This window comes from Richelia sinica FACHB-800 (assembly GCF_014698825.1).
Taxonomy (GTDB): Bacteria; Cyanobacteriota; Cyanobacteriia; order Cyanobacteriales; family Nostocaceae; genus FACHB-800.
Genome location: NZ_JACJTT010000002.1, coordinates 43,547 through 64,971 on the forward strand (window position 1 = coordinate 43,547; position 21,425 = coordinate 64,971).

Here is a 21,425-nt window from a genome sequence, read left to right on the forward strand (position 1 = left end):
CAAAGAAGAGGAAGCCATGAATTTCAATTTAGTTCCTACCAGCCTTGTAGTATTTCGCTTTTTGATTTCACCCTTCCTCCTCTGGGATGCCTGGGATGGAAAAACCAGCATTTGGTTTATCATCGGTTTTGTGGCTGCGTTTATTTCCGATATTTTTGATGGCATTATTGCTAGGCGTTTAGGTGTGAGTACAGCCAATTTACGACAAGCGGATAGTTGGGCTGATGTTTGTTTATTTGGCTGTGTATTTATCAGTGCTTGGTTGGTATATTCAGAGGTGTTAATTTCCTATCGCTTACCTTTACTCTCTGTTGTGGTAGTTCAACTACTTTGGTGGATAATCAACTTAGTCAAATATGGTAAACCTGCTAGCTATCACACCTACTCAGCTAAGTTTTGGGGACTAACTTTATTTATAGCCATAGTTTCCTTGTTTGGCTTTAATTATGCGGGACTTGCCTTATGGCTAACCTGTATTGCTGGTGTTATTCACACAATTGAAGAAATTGCAATGACGCTAATTTTGCCAGTGTGGACTCATGATGTTTTAAGTATTTTTCATGCTTTAAAAATTCGTCATAAATTCCAAAATATTGCTACTTCATAAAACATGATTCACAGGAAATAAAAATGGTACTGACTCCAGACAAACCCACCACTAAATTGCCACCTTCAACCCATGAATTTGCAGAAGTAATTCATCGCTTAGAAGCTGGCGGTTCGATGTTGCCAGATACGCCAGAAAACTTAATGCAAATTATCGGTATTTATAAAGCTTATGCTGTACCGATGGATTTTTACTGGCGGGACTTACTTTATATTGGTGAACGAGTATTTTTAGATCCCTTTCCTGCTTTTAAATACTTTTTACCTCAAGAGTATTTAGATTTGCATAATCATTATGCAGGTGATGATGCTGATTTAAGAATTTGGCGGGGGCCCGCAACAGCACATCCAGAACTGTTGGCATTTATGGAAAAAGGCGAAACCTTTAAAATGCCAAAGCTATTGCATCACCTGTTGCATGACCGGATTAACATGGAGTTTGCGGAAGCTTGTATGCAGGCAATGCTGTGGCATCGCCATATGTATGCACCAGTTAATCAATTTGATGCTTATCTAGATTCTGACGAATATAAAGCTAACGCTGATAGGGCAATTAAAGCTTACTTCAAACGTAACCCTGTAATGTTGGGGCTGTATAAGCTGTTCCCAGATATGTTCTTGGAACAGTGCCGTCAGATGTCCTACTATGCCAACTTGGGGTTATTCTGGGAAGTTATGGCCCCAGTATTCTTTGAAATGTCCGACATCTATGACGAAGGTGGGTTTAAGGGTGTACCCGATGCCATGAATTTCCTAGTGAATGGAATATTTGCGATCGCTGGTCGTCCGATTTACCATCATGTGTATATTGATGGGGAATGCTACGAAATTATTCCCAAATCAAAGGGCTTTACCTGGCTATATGAAGCAGCCCTACCCTATGTAGAAGCAGTATTTTATCGTACAGCGCCTTTCCGAGGGACAAAATCCTATAATGCCCAAGCTGGACAGGTTCCCAGCGACCAAAAAGACTTTCACTATGGCATTCTCTACGCTGACGTGTTTCCTGTAGGTACAGCTGGTATTCCACCTACATTGTTGATGCAAGACATGTTGCACTTCCTACCCCCCTATTTATTGGAATACTACAAAAAACATTGTCGGGGTGAAGAAGATATGTTGATTCAGTTGGGAATTACTTTCCAAAGATCAATGTATAACGTTACCTCTGCTGTTATCCAAGCCTTGAGAACTGCCCTACTTTATCCCTTAGATGACCCCAACCCCAAACATCTACAAGCGAATCGAGATTTCTTTGAAATGCAACTAAATCGCTTCACTCGTGCTGATTATGGCATACGTGATGCAGCCAGGTTACGGAATGTGCAAAGACAAGATTATCGCTAAAAGTTTGCTGTTTGTTCCTTAAATATTCCCCCATCACTTCCCCCTATGCAGGGGGATTTTTTATCAATTGGGCTATAGCTGGAAAAAGTTGTATAAGATGGACTGATTCACAGCCAAGGTCTTGGAAAAGGTAATTCTTGGTTTGTGGTTTCATTCACCACTTTTTCAACCGACATGAACAGAAGATTTGTCTTGACTTTGCTTTCTAGCCCTGCCTTATTTGCTTCTATCTTGTCTATGGTGATGATGACTAGACCTGCCCATGCTAGTCAAACAGTAACACCAACTGGCACTCATCTTTCTTGCGTGCGATCGCCCCATTCAGCTACTATGAATCAGGTGTGTATACAGGTAAGTGATAATTCCACACCAAAATCTCAACCAACCATACAGGTAGCCCAAGCCCAACCTAATGATGTTGCTGAATTAGAATTTACCGAGCAAGAAAGTGATGAAGCAATCCAGTTATTTGGCTGTGATTGTCCAGTTTGTATTAATGCTGTGAGACAATTGCACGGTTTAGCACCTTTACCAGTTTAGAAAGGGAACAGGCTAGACAGTCAATAATTGTCTGGGTTGTAAGGACAATTTAATTTATCTCCTCATTTTTTCTTTGTAACTAAATACCCAATCAATTTTAGTTTTTACCGCACTATCACATCCTATTCCCCTGAACAGCCTAAAATTTAATCATGCTCTTCATTATCTGGAAAAAAGGCTAGTTTGACCTAAACTTCTGTTCGCGCAGCGTGACGCAGAAATAAGAAGACAGAAGTTACAGGAGTTGCAGGAGTTACAGAATAATTTAATGCAATTGCTGCTGAATTCTGGCATTTTTAAACTTCTGTTCGCGCAGCTTGCCGTAGGCATACTCCTGTACGGGCGGGTTTACCAAAATTCTCGTTCATAGTTGATGATATCTGTAAACCCGCCCCTACTGACTCCTGTTCGCGCAGCGTGCCGGAGGCATACTCCTGTTCGCGTAGCGTGCCGTAGGCATACTTCTGAACTTCTGAACTTCTGTTCGCGCAGCGTGGCGTAGCCATACTTCTATTCTTCACACATAACTTTTCCAGTCAACCCCAATACAACTTATTAACGGGAACTTTGCTGTACCATAGCATTCCAGGTCGCCCCACCAGCTACACCATCAGCTGTCAACTTATAGCTAGTTTGGGCAGCCTTCACTGCTGCTTCTGTCGCAGTACCAAAAACTCCATTTACAGAACCTTTGAAAAAGCCGAGTTTCTTTAGCTGTTGTTGTAATTTAATCACCTCAGGGCCACGGTTTCCTAAACGTAAAATTGGCCAACCCTCTGCCGTATATTGAATATTTGGGAGTCGTTGGTTGGCAGGAGTGGGCTGAAGACCTGAAGATGTTTGAGTTTGACGGTTAGGACGTTTGGGAGTGGCTGGTTTTGGTTCGGGAACCGAATTAACTCGATTATTATTAGTGGCTGGGGAGGATGTATTGACAGTAGTTGATTGTGTAGAAACACTGGGAAAAAGCTTCTGCCAAGTATTATTATCAACAATGCCGATGGGCTTTAACCCAGCAGCTACTTGAAAGCGGGAGACAGCACTCGCAGTCCCTTCTTGATAAATACCGTCTACTGCACCTGTATAAAATCCTAACAATTTCAAGGCGGCTTGCAGTTCCGATACTCTTTCACCTTGAGTGCCAATGGTCAATGTGGGACGGTTAATTTTAGCAGTATTGTTGACTTGGGCAGTGGATACTGAGGGCGACGCTGTAATTAATGCTGGTGTTGTGATTAACAACAGTAAGCAATAGAGACAATTGGCATTAATGTATTTAGATATACGTGCTATTTGTCTACTGTTCATAGAAAGAAGTGGGAAGATTCTGATGCTGATTTTACAGCTGTGCGATCGCCTCTGGTATGCTGGAAGCGATCGCGATGATCTCCACTTCCTTAAACTATTAAAAAGTAAAGGTAGTCCGCAGTACACCTACCGCAGTAGTTTCATTTTTGCTATTACCCTCTGGGTTAAACAAAACAAAGGCACCAGGAGTAATGCTGATATTATCACTCACCTTAAAGCGATAATATGCCTCTAAATGATAAGGTGTAGCTCGATTTTCACCTGCTGGAGTTAATACAGCAGTACCGCTAGCATCCGTCCGATAAAGCGGTTGACCAAAAATAATCCCTGCCGTATTTCCGGGTTTAAATAAATCTCGCAGATGAACTCCCAGCATCCAACTTGTAAAGGTGGTGGAAGCATTCACGCTATTGGAGGAATCATCAACAAACAATGCTGCGCCATAACCAGATAGAGCCAGTTTAGGAGAAAAGCGCCATGTGACCGTACCACCAACAGAATTGAGTGTTACTGGTGTTCCCGCAGCTACACCAGATAAAGCACCAACATCTCCACTGATTAAACCAGTACCTAAAATATTCAATTCGTGATAGCTGTGAGAGTAGTTTAAACCAATATCCAGGTTACGACTGGGTTTAAAAGTTAACTGTGCAGCTACCACATTACTACCACTAAACAAACCTGCACCCAACGGAGTGCTAGAAACCCCGGGTACTGCTTCACTCGCTGATTGTTGTGGTAAATTAGCATTGACACTGCCGTATAAGGCTCTGAAATCCAAGCTGGGGGAAACGCTATAAATAAATCCAGCCGCCGATGCTAAACCAGAACCTGAAGTGCCGCCAGACACACGTAACACAGGATTTAAACTAGCAAACCGAGAGATAGACTCTTGTCCTTCACCATAAAAAGGCGTAACGGCTGGGAAAGCATCTGATGTTTCCGCCGCAGTTCCTGCAAATAAAGTCAATTTTTCAGCGACGGGAAAAATATATAACAATTTGTAAAGCTCTAAACTGTTTGCCCCAACACTAGATAAATTCTTGACATTCAGCCCAGGAAATTGGGGTTCAAAACTGGTGCGAGCACTACTAGAACTCAGGAGGGGAGAAGCTAATCCTAAACTGCTTTGCATGCTACCTGAACCATCAGCCCCACCTAGAAAATTATGAGCTTGCAAGCCAGTAATTAATAAGTCTTTCCCTGTAAAACTAGTGGTGAGATTTAACCTGACTCTATTCACTAGGATGGGGTTGGGATTGCTTTTACCAGGCGCACCACCAGTAGCCGCAATACCAGCAATAATAGCCTCTCCATTGAGTTTGGTAGTAGTGGAGAACTGATTAGCCTCTAATTCTGCTGTGCGGGCTTCCACGGCATCGACTCGACCCCGTAAGGTGGCTAATTCCCCAGCAAATTGTTCTTGCAATTTTTGCAAGGTGATCAAATCTTCTTTTTTGACTAAATCAGTAGTCGTAGTAGTAATTAGCTCATTGATTCGGTCTAAACATGCGTTTAACCCAGCCGCAAATTCATACCTAGTCATAGCACGATTACCACGATAGGTACTATTAGGATAACCAGCAATACAACCGTAACGCTCTACCAAAGATTGTAGTGATTGGAATGCCCAATCAGTGGGTTGAACATCTGATAATTGAGAAACAGATGTTATTTGTGCTAGTTCATCATCTTGATCTAAATTGTTTATTTCTAAATTTTGATCAGAGTTATTAACTGTTAGTGTTGCACTATTTTGATGATTATTTTCATCATTTGAATCATTAGCTATTTTTTTGTCTATTAAATCTGATTGATTTAAAGCTTGTGCAGGTAACAAACCAAAAATTAACCATAGCAAACCTGCTCCACCAGCAGTAGCTAGTAGATATTTTTTCATGGTGACTCCCAAGTATATGAAATAGGGTAAAAATTGATTTTTTGTGCAAATATTATTGATAAGTAAATTTAAAGTCTTTCTGATAGGAAGAATCTTATTTCGACTTCAAATTTCAAATTTAGTAATTCCATTTACTGATTTGACCTTATCAATACATGTTTTGCTTGTATTAAATTATAGTAAATACTATTTTGGAAAATATTTAACAATTCCTATGATTGATAATTTTAATGATACACATTTAGGAAATAAAAAATAAATGTTAGTAATTTTGTGGTAAAGAATAAAAATTGTATTCAGAATTAAATTGCTCTTTTATTCATAGATAAAAAAAGTATATTTACTTAAATAAGATAAATTTATTTACGAAGTCGAAATGCTCTGTGTCTTCTAATGTCCTTAATAAAATATTCCAATCGTTGTATCCCTGCTCGTGTTAAACTGCTAAATCTTAAGAGTTGGGAAACTCCGGTGTAATTCCGGGACTGTGCCGCAGCTGTAAAGGAATTTTTGATTTGCGAGTGGGAATTGTATTTGTGCTGAAAAACCAAAGATAGCAACAAGGTGATTCAGAAAATCCCCAACTCCAAATCCAAGATTGAATGAGTCAGAATGCCAACTCTCAGGGTGTGATTACCACACTTTCACCTTATACACTCTGCGTTGCACAGAGAAGGAGTAATTTATATTGTTGCCCGCATTTACAGCTTGCCCTGGTTTATTTTATGCTACACCTGCCCAAGATGGGATTCTCACACGCATCAGAATTCCAGGAGGGATAATCAACAATCAACAATTTTGTGCGATCGCAGATATAGCAGATAATTGTGGTGGTGGCTATGTTGATGTGACCAATCGCGCTAATATTCAAATTAGGGAAATTAAATCAGAAATTAGCAACAACGTTTATTCACACCTGCAATCTTTGGGTATAGGTGCAAATAATCCCCATGTAGACCATATCCGCAATATTATGACTAGTCCCACAGCAGGTATTGATGCCAAGGAAGTAATTGATACTCGTCCTTTTGTTCAAGCTTGGGATGAATACATTTGTAACTACCCCCAGTTAGGGGCACTGTCAGCAAAATTTAGTGTTAGTTTTGATGGTGGCGGTCAGGTCTCTGTACAAGGAATTGTCAATGATATCAGCTTAAATGCCGTCCTGATTAATAACGCAGTTTATTTCCGCCTTTGTTTGAGTTTTGGAGAAAAAGGAAAACTACCTGAAGATACAGGAATATTACTAACACCGGATGAATGTTTACCAGTTTTAGCGGCATTAGCGGCAGTGTATTTGCAATATACAGATACAACTATGCGCCGCAAAGTCAGGTTGCGGGAAGTCATTAATAATTTAGGTGTAGATAAATACCTTGATTTAGCGCTGGGAGAGAAATTCACATCGAGAAAGTCTTTACATAGCATCTCCACATCCCCCAATCACAATTATTCTCACGTTGGCATTCATCGTCAAAAACAACCACAACTGTTTTATATTGGTGTTGTTTTACCTTTGGGAAGGTTGGAAACTTGGCAAATACGAGGTTTAGTGAACATAGTGGAAAAATTGGGAAATGGTAATATCAGGTTAACACCTTGGCAAAACCTGCTGGTGACAGATATTCCCGCAGCCAAACTAGTGGAAGTAGAAACAGAAATTGTCACTTTAGGACTCAGTTATTCACCTACTAATATTCAAAGTGCCTTAGTTGCTTGTTCTGGGAAAAGGGGTTGTGCATCTGCTATGACCGAAACTAAAGACCACGCCTTGGCATTAGCAAATTATATTCAATCTCATATTGCCTTAGAACAACCCATTAATATACATTTTAGCGGTTGTAGTAAATCTTGTGCCCAACAAAATCAAGGAGATATTACCTTGTTGGGGGTAGCTGTAGAGACAGAAAATCAAACCTTACCAGGCTATCAAGTTTATTTAGGTGATGGTAGTTTACAGAAATTTGGTCGGCAAATCTATGATTATGTGAGTTTTGCAGAACTACCCCAACTGATTGAAAAAATATTACGAGTGTACAAAAACCAACGCTTAAACCTAGACGAAACCTTTAGCAACTTTATCACCCGTCACGATATCCCCGAATTAAAACAGTTATTGAATTAAATATTTTTAATCAACCTCCTCATCTCCCATAAATAAACCACCAATGACCAGTTATATCCGCGATGCCAACGAAATTTATCTGAATTCCTTCGCCATTATCAGGTCAGAAGCTAACTTAGATATTTTGCCACCTGATGTAGCTAAAGTAGCTGTCCGACTGATTCACGCCTGTGGAATGACGGATATAGTCACCGACTTGGGGTATTCAGAAACGGCAGTAAAATCGGGCAGAACAGCCTTAGCCCAAGGCGTACCCATTCTATGTGATTGTCGCATGGTGGCCGAAGGAGTAACCAGAAAAAGATTACCTGCCAATAACCAAGTTATTTGTACTCTGAATGACCCAGAAGTACCGGAATTGGCACAGAAATTAGGCAATACTCGGTCAGCCGCAGCTTTAGAATTATGGCGACCATATCTAGCAGGGGCTATTGTGGCCATTGGTAACGCCCCAACCGCCTTGTTTAGATTACTAGAAATGCTGGATGCTGGAGTACCACGTCCGGCGGTAATTTTAGGCTTTCCTGTGGGCTTTGTGGGTGCAGCCGAGTCCAAAGCCGCCTTAGCCGCAGATAGTCGCAATGTCCCATTCTTAACTTTACACGGACGCAGAGGAGGAAGTGCGATCGCCTCCGCCGCAGTTAACGCCTTGGCTAGGGAGGAAGAAATATGAATACAGCTGGTCGTCTCTATGGAATTGGAGTTGGGCCAGGAGACCCGGAACTCTTGACCCTCAAGGCATTGCGCTTACTGCGTTCTGCCCCTGTCCTTGCCTATCACTCCGCCGCAGACCGGGAAAGTATCGCCAGAAAAATAGTTGACCAACACCTGCCTGGAAATCAAATTGAAGTGCGGTTTCACTTTCCACGCGCCCTAGAACCAGAAAAAGCCTCTTCTATCTATGACCAAGAAATAGAACCTGTTGCTGAACATTTGGCAGCTGGTCGCGATGTAGTTGTGTTGTGTGAAGGCGACCCCTTTTTCTACGGTTCCTTTATGTACCTGTTTACCCGACTATCGGAAAAGTATCACACAGAAGTAGTGCCTGGTGTTTCTTCCCTCATGGCTTGTCCTGTCGCTTTAGGTGTACCCTTCACTTACTACAACGATATTCTCAAAATTCTGCCAGCACCACTTCCTCCAGATATCCTTAAGAGAGAATTATTAACTAGTGATGCGGTGGCTATTATGAAACTGGGTCGCCATTTCCCAAAAATCAGAAATATTCTCCATGAATTGGGACTAGCACCAAGGGCAAAATATATAGAACGGGCGACAACTACACAACAGCGCATTATTCCCCTAGATGAAGTCAACCCGGAACAAGTGCCTTACTTTGCCATGATAGTTATTCCCACAACCAGCCGACTCTAGGAATTACAGTGTTACATCAGGGTGGGCAAGATGCCCACATAAGATTTCTGTAGAGATTTCTAGAAACTAATTCCTTCTGTGCATCACCAATTCTTTCCACAATGACAACAAAAGTTGCACCTGCCATCATCATACTTGGTCAAAACAGCCTTTCTACAGCTAGAAAAATTGTCTCCAGCTTACCCCAGGCGAAAATTTACGGTTTGTCCAACCGCACTCAAGATGTGGATATTAGCTTCACCAACTTTGGGGAAACAGTGCGGGAGTTATTCGCAGCGGGTACACCCATTATAGGTATATGTGCAGCAGGGATTTTAATTAGAACTATTGCCCCCCTCATCAGTGATAAAAGACAAGAACCACCAGTATTAGCTGTAGCTGAAGATGGTAGTGCAGTTGTGCCATTGTTAGGTGGACTGAGTGGAGTTAATGATTTAGCCCGTCTCATTGCTGAGGGGTTACATGTACAAGCAGCAATTACCACTACAGGAGATTTGCGTTTTCGCACTGCTTTACTTTCTCCTCCTCCTGGATATTATTTAGCTAACCCAGAGGACGCAAAGAAATTCATTTCTGACCTATTGGCTGGGGCAAAAGTGAAGTTAGTAGGAACAGCCCCTTGGTTGAGTAATAGTCAATTACCTATTGACTCAGATGGGGAGTTAACTATTCAAATAACGGAAAAGAAGGTAAATCTCACATCTGATTGTTTAGTTTATCATCCACAAACAGTGGCCATTGCCATCACCACAGCGACATCAGAAACCCTCAACCAAATTTATCAATTACTTCAAGAAACGAATATTGCACGAGAATCAATAGCGGGGATATTCGCACCTCTAAGCCTTGCTGCCCATTCTACCCTGCAAGCGATCGCCCAAACATTCAATGTCCCCACCCGCTTTTTTTCAGATAGTCAGCTAACCTCACAGAGTTCTACAGTTGCCCAAGCCGCTACAGGAACAGATAGTCAAATTATCTCCTTTTCCCCGTCCCTAGCCCTAGCCATCTCCCCCCAAATTATCGACCCCGAAACCATAGGACAAGCAAGAGGAAAATTAGCCATTATTGGCACTGGCCCCGGTGCTTCCCGGTGGATGTCACCAGAAGTGAAAGAAATTCTCACCTCTGCCACAGATTTAGTTGGTTATAAAACTTACATTAATTTAATTGGTTCTCTAGCTGATGGTAAACGCTGCCACGAGTCTGATAATCGTGTGGAAGAAGCAAGGGCAAAATTAGCCTTAGACTTAGCTGCGGCTGGAAAATATGTAGCTGTTGTTTCTTCAGGCGACCCCGGTATTTTCGCAATGGCCACCGCTGTTTTTGAAGTTATCGACCGCTATAACAAACCAGAATGGCAAACCATAGATATTCAAGTAGCACCAGGTATTTCCGCCATGCAAGCCACAGCGGCAGCTATTGGTGCACCCTTGGGCCATGATTTCTGTGTTATTTCTTTATCAGACATATTGAAACCTTGGGAAATTATCGCCCAGCGCATTGTTGCCGCAGCCCAAGCTGATTTTGTCATCGCTTTCTATAATCCTGTCTCCAAAGAGCGGACTTGGCAACTAGCTGCGGCTAGAGATATTATCTTGCAATACCGGAAACCAGACACACCAGTCATTTTAGGTCAAAATCTGGGTAGACCAGGGGAAAATGTCAAAGTTATTACCCTGGCACAGTTAGAACCAGCTTGTGCTGATATGCGAACTTTGATTATTATTGGTTCTTCCCAAACTCAGCAGATAAAAATCTTAGATAATCAAGTGCGGGTCTATACTTCTCGTCGCTACACCTTGGAAGACACAACCCCTACTACAGATATGAAATTATAAAGCCTCTACACCTTCTAATACCAAATCGAAAAATTTTGCCAACAGATAATTACCCCACCCGCGCTATCGCGCACCCTCCCCGCTTGCTCTGAGGGTTGGGGAGGGGTTTACTCAATGTGTTGGTTGCTTTTGGAGAATTGGTATAAAAGCGATACGCTGCGCGAACAGGAGTTTAAAAATGCCAGAATTCCGCCGCAATGGCATTAATTATTCTGTAACTTCTGTAACTTCTGCAACTTCTGTAACTTCTGCAACTTCTGCAACTCCTGCAACTTCTGTCTTCTTTTCTCTGTCACCTCATAGACAAGGCAGGTATATTTTAACCTTGATTAAGCAATTGAAATCTCAACATCATTTCAAGCTACAAAGTAAAAATAATGTTGGGTGTCAGAATATGAATTTGCCCTTGCGGAAATTAGGACTTGCACCAAATGCTTGGAGTGTGAATCAAGCGATCGCAGATATTACTCGCCCGCCAAAAATCCCACAGACTATTATTTTAACCACAGAAACCAAAATTTTGCACCTGGACTTGGCCAAAGCCGCAATCTTGGTTATTGATATGCAAAATGACTTCTGTCATCCTGATGGTTGGTTAGCCCATATTGGTGTAGATGTCACTCCCACACGGAAACCTATTGAACCGTTGCAAAAACTCTTACCAGTATTGAGGGCTGTTGGTGTGCCCGTAATTTGGCTAAATTGGGGCAATCGACCTGATTTACTGAATATTAGCCCCGGATTATTACATGTATATAATCCTACTGGTGATGGTGTGGGTTTAGGCGATCGCTTGCCCAAAAACGGTGCTAAGGTACTGACAGCAGGTAGTTGGGCCGCAGCAGTTGTAGATGAACTCCCCCAACAGCCAGAAGACATTCGCATTGATAAATATCGCATGAGTGGCTTTTGGGATACACCCTTAGATAGTATTCTGCGTAACTTAGGAAAGACCACAATTTTCTTTGCAGGGGTCAATGCTGACCAATGTGTATTAACAACTTTATGCGATGCGAATTTTTTAGGCTACGACTGTATTTTCATCCAAGATTGTACAGCCACAACTTCACCAGAATACTGTTGGTTAGCCACATTATATAACATCAAACAATGCTTTGGCTTCGTCACTGAAACATCAGAAATTTTCACAGCTATCAATAACAGCAATTGGCAATAACAAATAAGTTCATTCTTTGATTTACAGAACAAACATTCATTTAATCAACAACCCAAAATGATATATGCCAACTATTAGTTGCGTCATTCCCATCATCAAGTCACCCCAAGACTACCAAGTCTATCGTATCCATCCCCGTGATACCAATCGACTAGCCATAATTTTTGATTCTGCCATTGCTAATACTTCCTTAACCTGTTGCCTGGAAATATTTGATGTTGGTGGACAAACACCACCTAACCGTCATAACTGGGCAGTAGAAGTATTTTTTATTCTCAAAGGAGAAGGAATTGCTATTTGTGATGGCAAAAAAGTCTCTCTCAAAACAGGAGATAGCTTATTAGTACCACCTACAGGCATACATTTAATTAAAAATACAGGCATTAATCGTCTTTATACGCTAACATTCATGGTTCCTAACGAAAACTTTTCAGAATTAATTCGCAGTGGTATTCCTGAAGAATTAGATGCTGAAGATATGGCAGTATTAGGAAGATTAGATTTTTTCAACCAACGTTGAATGCAAACAGTAAAGAATGGCACATATACAAGTAATATGAAATAACGAAAATGTTGATTAATCTTTGTTATGTCCATTCAAGTCTACGGAATACCCAACTGCGGAACCTGCAAAAAAGCTTTTAAGTGGCTCCAAGACAACGGTATTGACTATGAGTTTATCAACACCAAAGAAACTCCCCCAACTTTTGAAATGCTGCAAAATTGGGTCAAGTCTTTGGGTTCTGCTCCCATGCGAAATACCTCTGGTCTATCTTACCGCGCTCTAGGTGATGAAAAAAAGACTTGGACAGATGAGCAGTGGATTGAGGCATTTGCCAAGGATGCTATGCTGATCAAGCGTCCCCTTTTCCTCTTAAATGGAACTGCTGTCTTAGTAGGTTTCAGAAGCAAAGACGAAGTAATCAGGCAAAAGTTGGGTCTATAAACTCACCTAATTTAAGAACCACAAAGTTTTTTGATTAACTGTAGAGATTTTACTGTAAAGTCTCTACAGAATCTATCATTATTCACATTTGCTCAAACAACCTTGACCAATCAATTATATCAGGTCTTTGTCCTCGATTCACTAACTCAAAAACTTGCCCCACTGTACTAGGAGAAAATAAATTTTCTACACAAGCTGCCGCTACATCAATTCTACTAGCATCACCAATTAATTTATCACCTCTACCTAAGACAACAGCCAATTTACCTTTAGTTTCCGCTTTTAATAAAGTGTTGAGGTCATAGGAAGTATAAGGCCCATCAATTAACCTCCCTGGACGAATAATTGTATAGGGAAGTCCTGAGTTAATAATTGCTTCTTCTCCTTGCTGTTTAGCATCTAGTACACCAAAACGATTGAGAATAATAAAAGGAAATTCTTCTTTTCTACTAATTCCACAAGAAGAAACAAAAACAAACCTTTTTAAATTTCTAGGTGCAGATGCAACTAAATTTTTGACACCTTCTGCATCAACCTTCATTGGCGTATTTCTAGCTTTAGCTGTGCTATATTCAGGATGAAATAACCCTATTACCAACTCAATTAAATTGAGAGGTTGGTTAAACTCCCATCTTTGGGAAGGAAAAGCAGTGGTTCCTGTACAGCAAATAATCACACTGACATTCTCCATCGCTTCAGACAAAGTATTTGGCTGAAGGATATCACCCACAGCAAAATTTACTGTGTTACCGAACATTTTTTCTGCTTTAGCCTGATTCCGAACCAGTACGCGAACTGACAACCCTTTTTCAATCAGTTTCCCAACTACCAATTGACCTACACCACCTGTAGCACCGACAACTAACACCAAGTCTTCACGAGAAATTAATACAGAAGTCATAACTATTTTTTACAGTATCTGTTGTTACTTTTAACAATAAACTGGGCAAGATATATTGTAGGTAAATGTATCCGTCTTACTCCAGAGTTATTTCCGTATCTCTGGAGTTTTTTCTGCATTGTACAAAGATAGAGGAAAATAAATATGAGTTATTTACAAGAAGTTGAATTTGAGCTATGACATCTAGTCATATTGTGGTTTAAAATAACTTCTATTTGCATTAATAATATCATTATAAAGTCAAATATTATACGGAAGTATTTATGTCTCAAGAGAAAGATGTGATTAAGGTCAAAGAAATTTATAGTCAAGATTGTGAATATGGGGGTAACTACCCCAGAGGTATGTTGACCATAGCTACTTTTGTTTCCAGAAAAATTAAACTTTAAATACTGATTCACAAGGAATCCATGCCAATGAGCCGAAAAACTACTAAAGTATTGAAACAATCGGGTGTAATCCCGTATCGTGTGCAAAATGGCAAAATAGAGGTTTTATTAATTACTACTCGTAAACAACAAAGCTGGGTCATTCCCAAAGGTGGACTGTGTAAAGGTATGAGTCCCCATGATTCTGCGGCAAAAGAAGCCTGGGAAGAAGCGGGAGTGGTGGGTCAGGTGAATACAGAGAAATTAGGTGCTTATAAATATCGTAAGCGTGGTAATACTTATCAAGTAAATTTGTTTTTATTACCAGTAGAAACCATATTAGAAGATTGGCCAGAAGCGACAAAAAGAAAAAGGCAGTGGTTGGAGGTCAACCAAGCAGCTAGAATGATTAAAAAACCATCGCTGAGAAGAATTATTAAAACCTCTAAAGAGCAAGTAAAAATTTAAATTTTCTAGTTTTGTATTAACTAGGCTGAGAAAAATCCCCTGATACAATAGGGGATTTTGTTTTTAAACTAGAAAAGTTAACTGCTAAATTTTGACACATTAAATTTGCATAGCAAGAGCAGTAAAGATTAACTTTTCACCATATTTATTTTATTTTCGCCAACTTAGATTTAGTTTATCTTATAGATTGATAAGTAGTCGTGCAAAATAAATTTTAGATTTGGGAGAGGGAACAGGCAACAGATAAGGAATACAGAATATCAAAAACCCTGTTTTTCAAAGCAGAAATATAAAAATAAATACTGAGCAAATAATATTTTTCAATGAATTAATATTTTCAATATATTTCATGAATCTCTTAACCTTGAGTTAGTAATTTCTTAATTTGGCTACTGTAACTTGATTTTTGTGTGTTACTTCTAATACTTCTATAGGTGCTATTGAATATACTTTTTTCGGATTATTCAAAAGTATCTATTGAAATTTGAATTCACCAGCTATTTCTCGGAACTTTAGCCATAAATGTAGCCATGAATAATCTCATTCAATTAAACCATATTGCTAGTCTTGAGCTAAACGGTGCAGAAATTACAGATTTTGACCCTAAATCAAAACGCCTGTTTGTGACTGGTGAAGTAGAAGGAAAACCCGTTATCCAAGTAGTTGATATCTCCAACCCGCTAGAACCAACTAAATTTAACAATATTGATTTATCTAGTTTTGGCGCAGGAGTTCAAAGTGTAGCGGTGAGAAAAGGGGTAGGAACTGCGAATAGTATTGTTGCTGTAGCTATTTCTGCAAATACAGTTACCGACCCTGGCAAAGTTGTTTTTTTTGATGCTGCTACTTTGACCAAACTTGCAGAAGTTACTGTAGGTGCTTTACCTGATATGCTTACTTTTACTCCTGATGGCAGTAAATTACTTGTTGCCAACGAAGGAGAACCAAGTGAAGATTATACAATTGATCCAGAGGGGTCAATTAGTATTATTGATGTTTCCGGAGACATTACAGCTTTAGATAATACCAAGGTAAAAACTGCTAATTTCACTGCCTTTAATGGTCAAGAAGCTACATTAAAATCTCAAGGTATTAGGATTTTTGGTAAATTAGCTAATGGTACTAATTCTTCAGCCGCTCAAGATTTTGAACCAGAGTATATTGCTATTGACCCTGATAATAAAACTGCCTTTGTTACTCTCCAAGAAAATAATGCTTTTGCCGTAGTTGATATTGAAACTGGAACTGTTGAAAAAATAGTACCTTTGGGATTTAAAAACTATAATTTACCTGGAAATGGGCTAGATGCTAGTGATAAAGATAGCGCCGTTAATGGAGGAATAAATATCAAAAAATGGAACGTTTTTGGTATGTACCAACCAGATGAAATTAGCTCTTTTCAAGTTGATGGTAAAACCTATTATATTACTGCTAATGAAGGAGATTCTCGCATCCGTCCTACGGATGATGGCATTGTCACTGGTAAAGATGAAGGCGATATTTTCAATGAAGAAAGCAGAGTAGATGATGTCACTCTTGATCCCACAGCTTTCCCAAATGGCGATGAACTGAAGAAAGAAGAAAATTTAGGTCGGTTAGTCATTACTAACACCTTAGGTGATACAGATGGAGATGGTGACTTTGATCAACTTTATGCCTATGGTGGTCGTTCTTTTAGTATTTGGAATGACCAAGGTCAGTTAGTATATGATAGTGGTGATCAAATTGAACAATTTTTAGCAAAAGCAACACCGGAATTGTTCAATGCTAATAATGGTGATCCTGAAGATTTTGATACTCGTTCCGATAATAAAGGCCCAGAACCAGAAGCAGTAATTGTCGGTGTAATCGATGGCATACCCTATGGTTTTGTGGGTTTAGAACGTGCTGGTGGAGGTGTAATGGTCTATGACCTGAGTACACCCACTGCCCCGAAATTTGTACAATATATTCGTTATGAGGATGATATTAGTCCTGAAGGTTTAAAATTTATCTCTGCTGAAAATAGTCCTAATAATCGGCCCTTGTTAGGGGTTGCTAATGAAGTCAGTCAGACAGTGAGTTTGTATGAAATATTTCCAGCAGCTGCCCCAATCATAGAAACCAGCCCTGATTTATTGGACAATGATGAGCAAGATGCTGATGCAGATGATCCAGCTATTTATGTCAATGCGACTAACTCTGCTAATAGTTTCGTCCTGACCGCAGTGAAAAATGCTGGACTGCGAGTTTATGACTTATCTGGCAACTTGTTACAAACCGTAAATCCTGGCAATATTCGCTACAACAATATTGACTTGCAATATGGGTTTAAATTGGGGAATAATGTAGTAGATATTGCCGTGGCAAGCGATCGCAATAATGATAAACTTGCCATCTTCAAAATTAACCCCAACCCCACAGATAGTAAGTATTTAGAAGACATCACCGACAGCAGCATTGGCACTCTTTTCCAAGCCGCACCCTTCACACCACCCTATGAACCATCCTCCCGTAGTGCTTACGGAGTTGCCCTTTACCGCAGTCCCTTCACCCAAGATTACTACGTCTTCGTGAATCGTCGAGAAACCGGAGATGTGGCCCAATTCAAATTAATCGATAAAGGTAACGGCAAAATTGGGGCAGAAAGAGTCAGAGAATTTACAATTCCTACCACAGCAGACCTAGAACCTCAAACCGAGGGTATGGTTGCTGACCAAGAAACAGGCTTCCTGTACATCGGTCAAGAAAATGTGGGTATTTGGAAATTCTCCGCAGAACCTGACGGTGGCACTACTGGTAAACTCATTGATAAAGTTAAAGACTTAGGTGGTAGCCATCTAGAAGCAGATGTAGAAGGATTAACCATTTACTATGGTCAAAATGGTACCGGCTATCTCCTCACCTCTAGCCAAGGTAACAACACCTTTGTAGCTTACACCCGTGAAGGTAATAACGATTATTTAGGTACCTTTGCCATTGGTAACAACGGCACAATAGATAGCGTCCAAGAGTCAGACGGTGCAGATGTGGTGAATGTACCTTTAGGCCCCAACTTCCCCTCTGGCCTCTTTGTCACCCAAGATGGCAGCAACGAACCAGTTGTACTAGATAATGAAGGAGAAAACATCAACTCCAACTTCAAATTCGTACCTTGGGAAAACATTGCTAACGCTTTTCCTGACCCTCTGAACATCGACACAACTAGTTACGACCCTCGCACACCTCAACTACAGCCAAGGCTAACCAACTACGAATTTACCAACCTGCCTAAATTAGGCACAACTTCCACAGGACAAGATATTTTCTTAGGTGGCTTCTCTGGACTATATTTCCAAGGAATTGCTGCTAACGGTAACTGGAAGTTCGTTACCCACACAGACCGTGGCCCCAATGGTGAACCTACAGGTCAAAACAGACCATTTTTATTACCTAACTTCCAACCAGAAATAATTAGTTTTGAATTAAACCGTACAACTGGTGAAATCAACATCACCAAGAGAACAGGTTTATTCCGTGCAGATGGTACAACGCCCTTAACAGGACTGCCTAACCTACAAGCTGGGACTGGTGGTACAGCTTATACTGATGAAATTGGCGTTGATTTAAATAATCAACCACTAACTAATGATCCTTTTGGTGCAGACTTAGAAGGTATTGTTGTTGCCAACAACGGTGACTATTGGATGGTAGATGAGTATCGTCCAGCAATTTATCACTTTGATAGTAATGGGAAACTCATTGAACGGTTTATTCCCCAAGGAACTGCCACTGCACCCCAACCAGACCAACCAGCAGGAACATTTGGCACAGAGGTATTACCAGAAGTTTACGCCCAACGCCGTAATAATAGAGGGTTTGAAGCCGTAGCATTGGAAGGTAACAAACTTTATGCCTTTATTCAAAGTGCGATCGATAATCCTGATAATAGTGGAGATACCACATCCAGAAATTCCCGAAATCTGAGAATTTTGGAATTTGACATCACATCTAAAACTGTTACTGGCCAATATTTGTATTTACTCGACGATATTACAGGTAGTGGTAACGCCAAAACAGATAAAATTGGCGATGCAGTTTCATTAGGTAACGGTAAATTTGCCGTCGTTGAACGAGATGACAGGTCTAGTGCAGATGCCAATAAACTTATCTATCAAATCAACTTAGCAGATGCCACTAACATCCATAATTCTGCTAACTTCTCCTTGCCCAGCGGTAAAACTATTGAACAGTTAACTCTCGCTGAATTAATAGCGGCTAATATCAATCCTGTCACCAAAACCCTCATCGCTAATGCTGCTCAACTGGGTTACACTGGGGTGGAGAAATTAGAGGGACTGGCACTAGTCGCACCCAATACCCTAGCGTTAATTAATGATAATGACTTCAACATTACCGGCAATACACCCACAGAAAAACTCGGCATTTTAGAACTACCCAATAATCTGCCAATTGTCCCTCAGTTACCTCTGCAATTTGCTTCTACCAACAGCGATACTGTCAACTTAGATGCAGAAAAAGTTTTATTTGCTGGTGATGGTGCAGACACAGTAGAAGCAACAGCAGAAAACACCATTATTGCTGGCAATGGTGATGACACCGTATTCACAGGTGGTAACTCTTCTGTGTTAGGAGGAGAAGGAAATGACCAAATTTTTATTGGTCAAAATGGTGATGCTGGTAATACTAACGCTGATGGTGGCAATGGAGACGACCAGCTAAAAGTAGTTCAAGGTACTAGCGGCAATAATCTTTTTGGGGCAGCAGGTGCTGATAATTTGCAAGTAGTAGAAGGTTCAAACCAATTCCTATTTGGTGGGTCTGGTAACGACAACCTCAGCAGTAGTGGCAGTAATAACCGTCTCTATGGTGGTTCTGGTGATGACCAACTCTACTCAAATCTCAACGACCACTTATTTGGTGGTGATGGTGATGATGTACTGTTTGCAGGTCAACAGGGTGGAAATCGCTTAACAGGTGGTACTGGTATTGACCAATTCTGGATTGCTAATAGCACTCTCCCCACTACTAAAAATATTGTGACTGACTTTTCACCAGGAACAGATGTCATTGGTATGGGTGGTATTACTGGTGTCACTCAATTTAGTGACCTAATTCTCTCTCAAGTAGGTAACGACACCTTATTGAAAATTGGCAATACGGAGGTAGTTTCTTTATTAGGAGTTACGGCAGCTAATCTCACCGCTAGTAACTTCCAGATTGGATAATATGGGTTTAACACCTATAAATTAAATGCCTTCACCCCTTCTCTTGATAAGAGAAGGGGAATTGCAAATTCTACGTGATTATTCAGGGTATGGCGATTCACTACCGGAAATCATTCACCATATTTATAAAAATAAAATCATGTTTTATCAATTACTGCTAAATTTGCAGAAAGTTCATCTTCTTCAAATGAATCTGAATGTAGCCTTTTATTAAATACTTTTAATAAATCTTGGATGGAAACCTCTTTAACACGAATTCCATCAACATCATAAAATTCTCTAGTTTGATTTTGGGTAATTATCCACACCTGGCGGTTCTTACCTTGTATTTGAAGAGTTTTTTTCTTGATACGTCCATCTGTTATTTTAACGTCTATTGTAATTTGGGAATTTTTTAATTTATTCACATAATTTTCAATTTGTTCTTTTTTGTGTTCTTCAAAGTTTTTTCGTAGGGTACAATCATACATAACTGCAAGGCTACCCACTATAAAAAAACCATCTGCTTTGCCCGCTTGACTCTTTTTATCGTATTGGTATAAATTATGAATGCCCAAAAGTCTTAATAGCATGAAGCTATAATCCTCAAATTCTGCTGGGTCTGATATACCAGTACCAAGTCCTAACGCAGTAATAATTCTTAACTTAAAATCTTTAACATTTAAATTAGAAAATAGAGAAACTTTATCTCTATTTTTACTAGAAATAAAAAGTTTATTGCTATTGAGAGAATCACTAGAACCTAAATTGCTATAATTTATAATTTTTACATCTTCAGCTACTTTTTCAACAGAACCAAATCTTTTCTTCCATTCTTTAAGACTGAATTCTACTAAATTGCCTATTTCTAGTTGATCAATTGTAGTTCCAACTAACTTGTCTCCAAAAAAACGTATTTTCCCTTTATGTCCAGGTATTGGTGTATCAGGAGCAATAAATCCATAAGGTGCTTTACCTTGTTTGATTGTGATTCTATGAATTTTACCTGTAAATTTTGTACTCATTGACTGAAATTGTCTTGTGAATTTGCAGAGATACACCCCAAACCATTGACTACAACAGTTTAGGTTAAATATATTCATTGTATAAAATATTGCATATTATGCAATTAGTGCAAACTTATACTAAATGCTTGTGTTCGCGTTTAAATATATACAACTAATATACAGTATTTTCATTATAGATAATAAGGTGGATAATCTTTGATGTAGCAACTCTAATGAGTTTATATATGGTTTTAGCAAGAGTAAAAGGAAAAACTTCTGAACTCGGTGTATATGTATATGCAACCTTTAACTGAGAAAAGGTTTGGATAAA

18 protein-coding genes are annotated in these 21,425 nt (G+C 39.9%); 13 read left to right on the forward strand and 5 right to left on the reverse strand.

Annotated elements, in window-relative coordinates:
- Positions 1 to 16: 16 nt before the first annotated feature.
- From H6G73_RS02100 to H6G73_RS02110, 3 genes are all read left to right on the forward strand, one after another.
- Positions 17 to 607, forward strand: a complete 591-nt coding sequence (locus H6G73_RS02100) for a CDP-alcohol phosphatidyltransferase family protein (RefSeq protein ID WP_190601297.1) — start codon at positions 17 to 19, stop codon at positions 605 to 607.
- Between the two features lie 23 nt (positions 608 to 630).
- Complete coding sequence (locus tag H6G73_RS02105; RefSeq protein WP_190601298.1) at positions 631 to 1,953, forward strand: CO2 hydration protein; 1,323 nt, start codon at positions 631 to 633, stop codon at positions 1,951 to 1,953.
- A gap of 174 nt (positions 1,954 to 2,127) precedes the next feature.
- Positions 2,128 to 2,493, forward strand: a complete 366-nt coding sequence (locus tag H6G73_RS02110; protein WP_190601299.1) for a hypothetical protein — start codon at positions 2,128 to 2,130, stop codon at positions 2,491 to 2,493.
- A gap of 296 nt (positions 2,494 to 2,789) precedes the next feature.
- On the opposite strand, the gene H6G73_RS02115 is transcribed toward H6G73_RS02110, so the two are convergent.
- The 3 genes from H6G73_RS02115 to H6G73_RS02125 form a co-directional block, all read right to left on the reverse strand.
- Positions 2,790 to 2,999: a hypothetical protein gene (locus H6G73_RS02115; protein ID WP_190601300.1), complete on the reverse strand. Its 210-nt coding sequence runs from the start codon at positions 2,997 to 2,999 to the stop codon at positions 2,790 to 2,792.
- 49 nt (positions 3,000 to 3,048) lie between these two features.
- Positions 3,049 to 3,801 carry a peptidoglycan-binding domain-containing protein gene (locus tag H6G73_RS02120; RefSeq protein WP_190601301.1) on the reverse strand — a complete coding sequence of 251 codons (753 nt, stop codon included), beginning with the start codon at positions 3,799 to 3,801 and terminating at the stop codon, positions 3,049 to 3,051.
- A gap of 97 nt (positions 3,802 to 3,898) precedes the next feature.
- On the reverse strand, positions 3,899 to 5,701 hold the full coding sequence (locus tag H6G73_RS02125; protein WP_190601302.1) for an iron uptake porin: 1,803 nt from the start codon (positions 5,699 to 5,701) through the stop codon (positions 3,899 to 3,901).
- Between the two features lie 688 nt (positions 5,702 to 6,389).
- On the opposite strand from H6G73_RS02125, the gene cobG reads away from it, so the two are divergent.
- From cobG to H6G73_RS02160, 7 genes are all read left to right on the forward strand, one after another.
- Positions 6,390 to 7,826 (forward strand): precorrin-3B synthase, encoded by a 1,437-nt coding sequence (gene cobG, locus H6G73_RS02130; RefSeq protein ID WP_190601303.1) that lies wholly within the window; start codon positions 6,390 to 6,392, stop codon positions 7,824 to 7,826.
- Positions 7,827 to 7,869: 43 nt separating this feature from the next.
- Positions 7,870 to 8,499, forward strand: coding sequence for a precorrin-8X methylmutase (locus H6G73_RS02135; RefSeq protein WP_190601304.1), 630 nt, complete (start codon positions 7,870 to 7,872; stop codon positions 8,497 to 8,499).
- Entirely contained in the window at positions 8,496 to 9,200 is a 705-nt protein-coding gene (locus tag H6G73_RS02140) for a precorrin-2 C(20)-methyltransferase (protein ID WP_190601305.1), read from the forward strand. Before H6G73_RS02135 ends, H6G73_RS02140 begins: the two co-directional genes overlap by 4 nt.
- Positions 9,201 to 9,301: 101 nt before the next feature.
- A complete protein-coding gene (gene cobJ, locus H6G73_RS02145) occupies positions 9,302 to 11,041 on the forward strand; it encodes a precorrin-3B C(17)-methyltransferase (protein ID WP_190601306.1) in 1,740 nt (579 codons plus the stop codon).
- 394 nt (positions 11,042 to 11,435) lie between these two features.
- On the forward strand, positions 11,436 to 12,218 hold the full coding sequence (locus H6G73_RS02150) for a cysteine hydrolase family protein (protein ID WP_190601555.1): 783 nt from the start codon (positions 11,436 to 11,438) through the stop codon (positions 12,216 to 12,218).
- Between the two features lie 64 nt (positions 12,219 to 12,282).
- Complete coding sequence (locus H6G73_RS02155; RefSeq protein ID WP_190601307.1) at positions 12,283 to 12,738, forward strand: cupin domain-containing protein; 456 nt, start codon at positions 12,283 to 12,285, stop codon at positions 12,736 to 12,738.
- A gap of 69 nt (positions 12,739 to 12,807) precedes the next feature.
- Positions 12,808 to 13,164, forward strand: a complete 357-nt coding sequence (locus H6G73_RS02160) for a Spx/MgsR family RNA polymerase-binding regulatory protein (protein ID WP_190601308.1) — start codon at positions 12,808 to 12,810, stop codon at positions 13,162 to 13,164.
- Between the two features lie 82 nt (positions 13,165 to 13,246).
- Here H6G73_RS02160 and H6G73_RS02165 read toward each other — a convergent pair whose 3' ends face one another.
- The gene (locus tag H6G73_RS02165; protein WP_190601309.1) at positions 13,247 to 14,065 is read right to left on the reverse strand and encodes an SDR family oxidoreductase; all 819 of its coding nucleotides are present in this window, start codon (positions 14,063 to 14,065) and stop codon (positions 13,247 to 13,249) included.
- A 263-nt stretch (positions 14,066 to 14,328) separates the two neighbouring features.
- On the opposite strand from H6G73_RS02165, the gene H6G73_RS24695 reads away from it, so the two are divergent.
- The 3 genes from H6G73_RS24695 (at position 14,329) to H6G73_RS02180 (ending at position 20,108) form a co-directional block, all read left to right on the forward strand.
- A complete protein-coding gene (locus H6G73_RS24695; RefSeq protein ID WP_256443759.1) occupies positions 14,329 to 14,454 on the forward strand; it encodes a hypothetical protein in 126 nt (41 codons plus the stop codon).
- Positions 14,455 to 14,481: 27 nt separating this feature from the next.
- Entirely contained in the window at positions 14,482 to 14,901 is a 420-nt protein-coding gene (locus H6G73_RS02170) for an NUDIX hydrolase (RefSeq protein WP_190601310.1), read from the forward strand.
- Positions 14,902 to 15,431: 530 nt separating this feature from the next.
- Entirely contained in the window at positions 15,432 to 20,108 is a 4,677-nt protein-coding gene (locus H6G73_RS02180; protein ID WP_199317576.1) for a phytase, read from the forward strand.
- Between the two features lie 137 nt (positions 20,109 to 20,245).
- Here the strand turns inward: H6G73_RS02180 and H6G73_RS02185 are convergent, their stop codons facing one another.
- Positions 20,246 to 21,112 carry a hypothetical protein gene (locus H6G73_RS02185; protein WP_190601311.1) on the reverse strand — a complete coding sequence of 289 codons (867 nt, stop codon included), beginning with the start codon at positions 21,110 to 21,112 and terminating at the stop codon, positions 20,246 to 20,248.
- Positions 21,113 to 21,425 lie beyond the last annotated feature (313 nt).

Coding starts and splice junctions, on each gene's coding strand:
- H6G73_RS02100 (WP_190601297.1), top strand. CDS start 17: ATGAATTTCAATTTAGTTCCTACCAGCCTTGTAGTATTTCGCTTTTTG.
- H6G73_RS02105 (WP_190601298.1), top strand. CDS start 631: ATGGTACTGACTCCAGACAAACCCACCACTAAATTGCCACCTTCAACC.
- H6G73_RS02110 (WP_190601299.1), top strand. CDS start 2,128: ATGAACAGAAGATTTGTCTTGACTTTGCTTTCTAGCCCTGCCTTATTT.
- H6G73_RS02115 (WP_190601300.1), bottom strand. CDS start 2,999: ATGGCTACGCCACGCTGCGCGAACAGAAGTTCAGAAGTTCAGAAGTAT.
- H6G73_RS02120 (WP_190601301.1), bottom strand. CDS start 3,801: ATGAACAGTAGACAAATAGCACGTATATCTAAATACATTAATGCCAAT.
- H6G73_RS02125 (WP_190601302.1), bottom strand. CDS start 5,701: ATGAAAAAATATCTACTAGCTACTGCTGGTGGAGCAGGTTTGCTATGG.
- H6G73_RS02135 (WP_190601304.1), top strand. CDS start 7,870: ATGACCAGTTATATCCGCGATGCCAACGAAATTTATCTGAATTCCTTC.
- H6G73_RS02140 (WP_190601305.1), top strand. CDS start 8,496: ATGAATACAGCTGGTCGTCTCTATGGAATTGGAGTTGGGCCAGGAGAC.
- cobJ (WP_190601306.1), top strand. CDS start 9,302: ATGACAACAAAAGTTGCACCTGCCATCATCATACTTGGTCAAAACAGC.
- H6G73_RS02150 (WP_190601555.1), top strand. CDS start 11,436: ATGAATTTGCCCTTGCGGAAATTAGGACTTGCACCAAATGCTTGGAGT.
- H6G73_RS02155 (WP_190601307.1), top strand. CDS start 12,283: ATGCCAACTATTAGTTGCGTCATTCCCATCATCAAGTCACCCCAAGAC.
- H6G73_RS02160 (WP_190601308.1), top strand. CDS start 12,808: ATGTCCATTCAAGTCTACGGAATACCCAACTGCGGAACCTGCAAAAAA.
- H6G73_RS02165 (WP_190601309.1), bottom strand. CDS start 14,065: ATGACTTCTGTATTAATTTCTCGTGAAGACTTGGTGTTAGTTGTCGGT.
- H6G73_RS24695 (WP_256443759.1), top strand. CDS start 14,329: ATGTCTCAAGAGAAAGATGTGATTAAGGTCAAAGAAATTTATAGTCAA.
- H6G73_RS02170 (WP_190601310.1), top strand. CDS start 14,482: ATGAGCCGAAAAACTACTAAAGTATTGAAACAATCGGGTGTAATCCCG.
- H6G73_RS02180 (WP_199317576.1), top strand. CDS start 15,432: ATGAATAATCTCATTCAATTAAACCATATTGCTAGTCTTGAGCTAAAC.
- H6G73_RS02185 (WP_190601311.1), bottom strand. CDS start 21,112: ATGAGTACAAAATTTACAGGTAAAATTCATAGAATCACAATCAAACAA.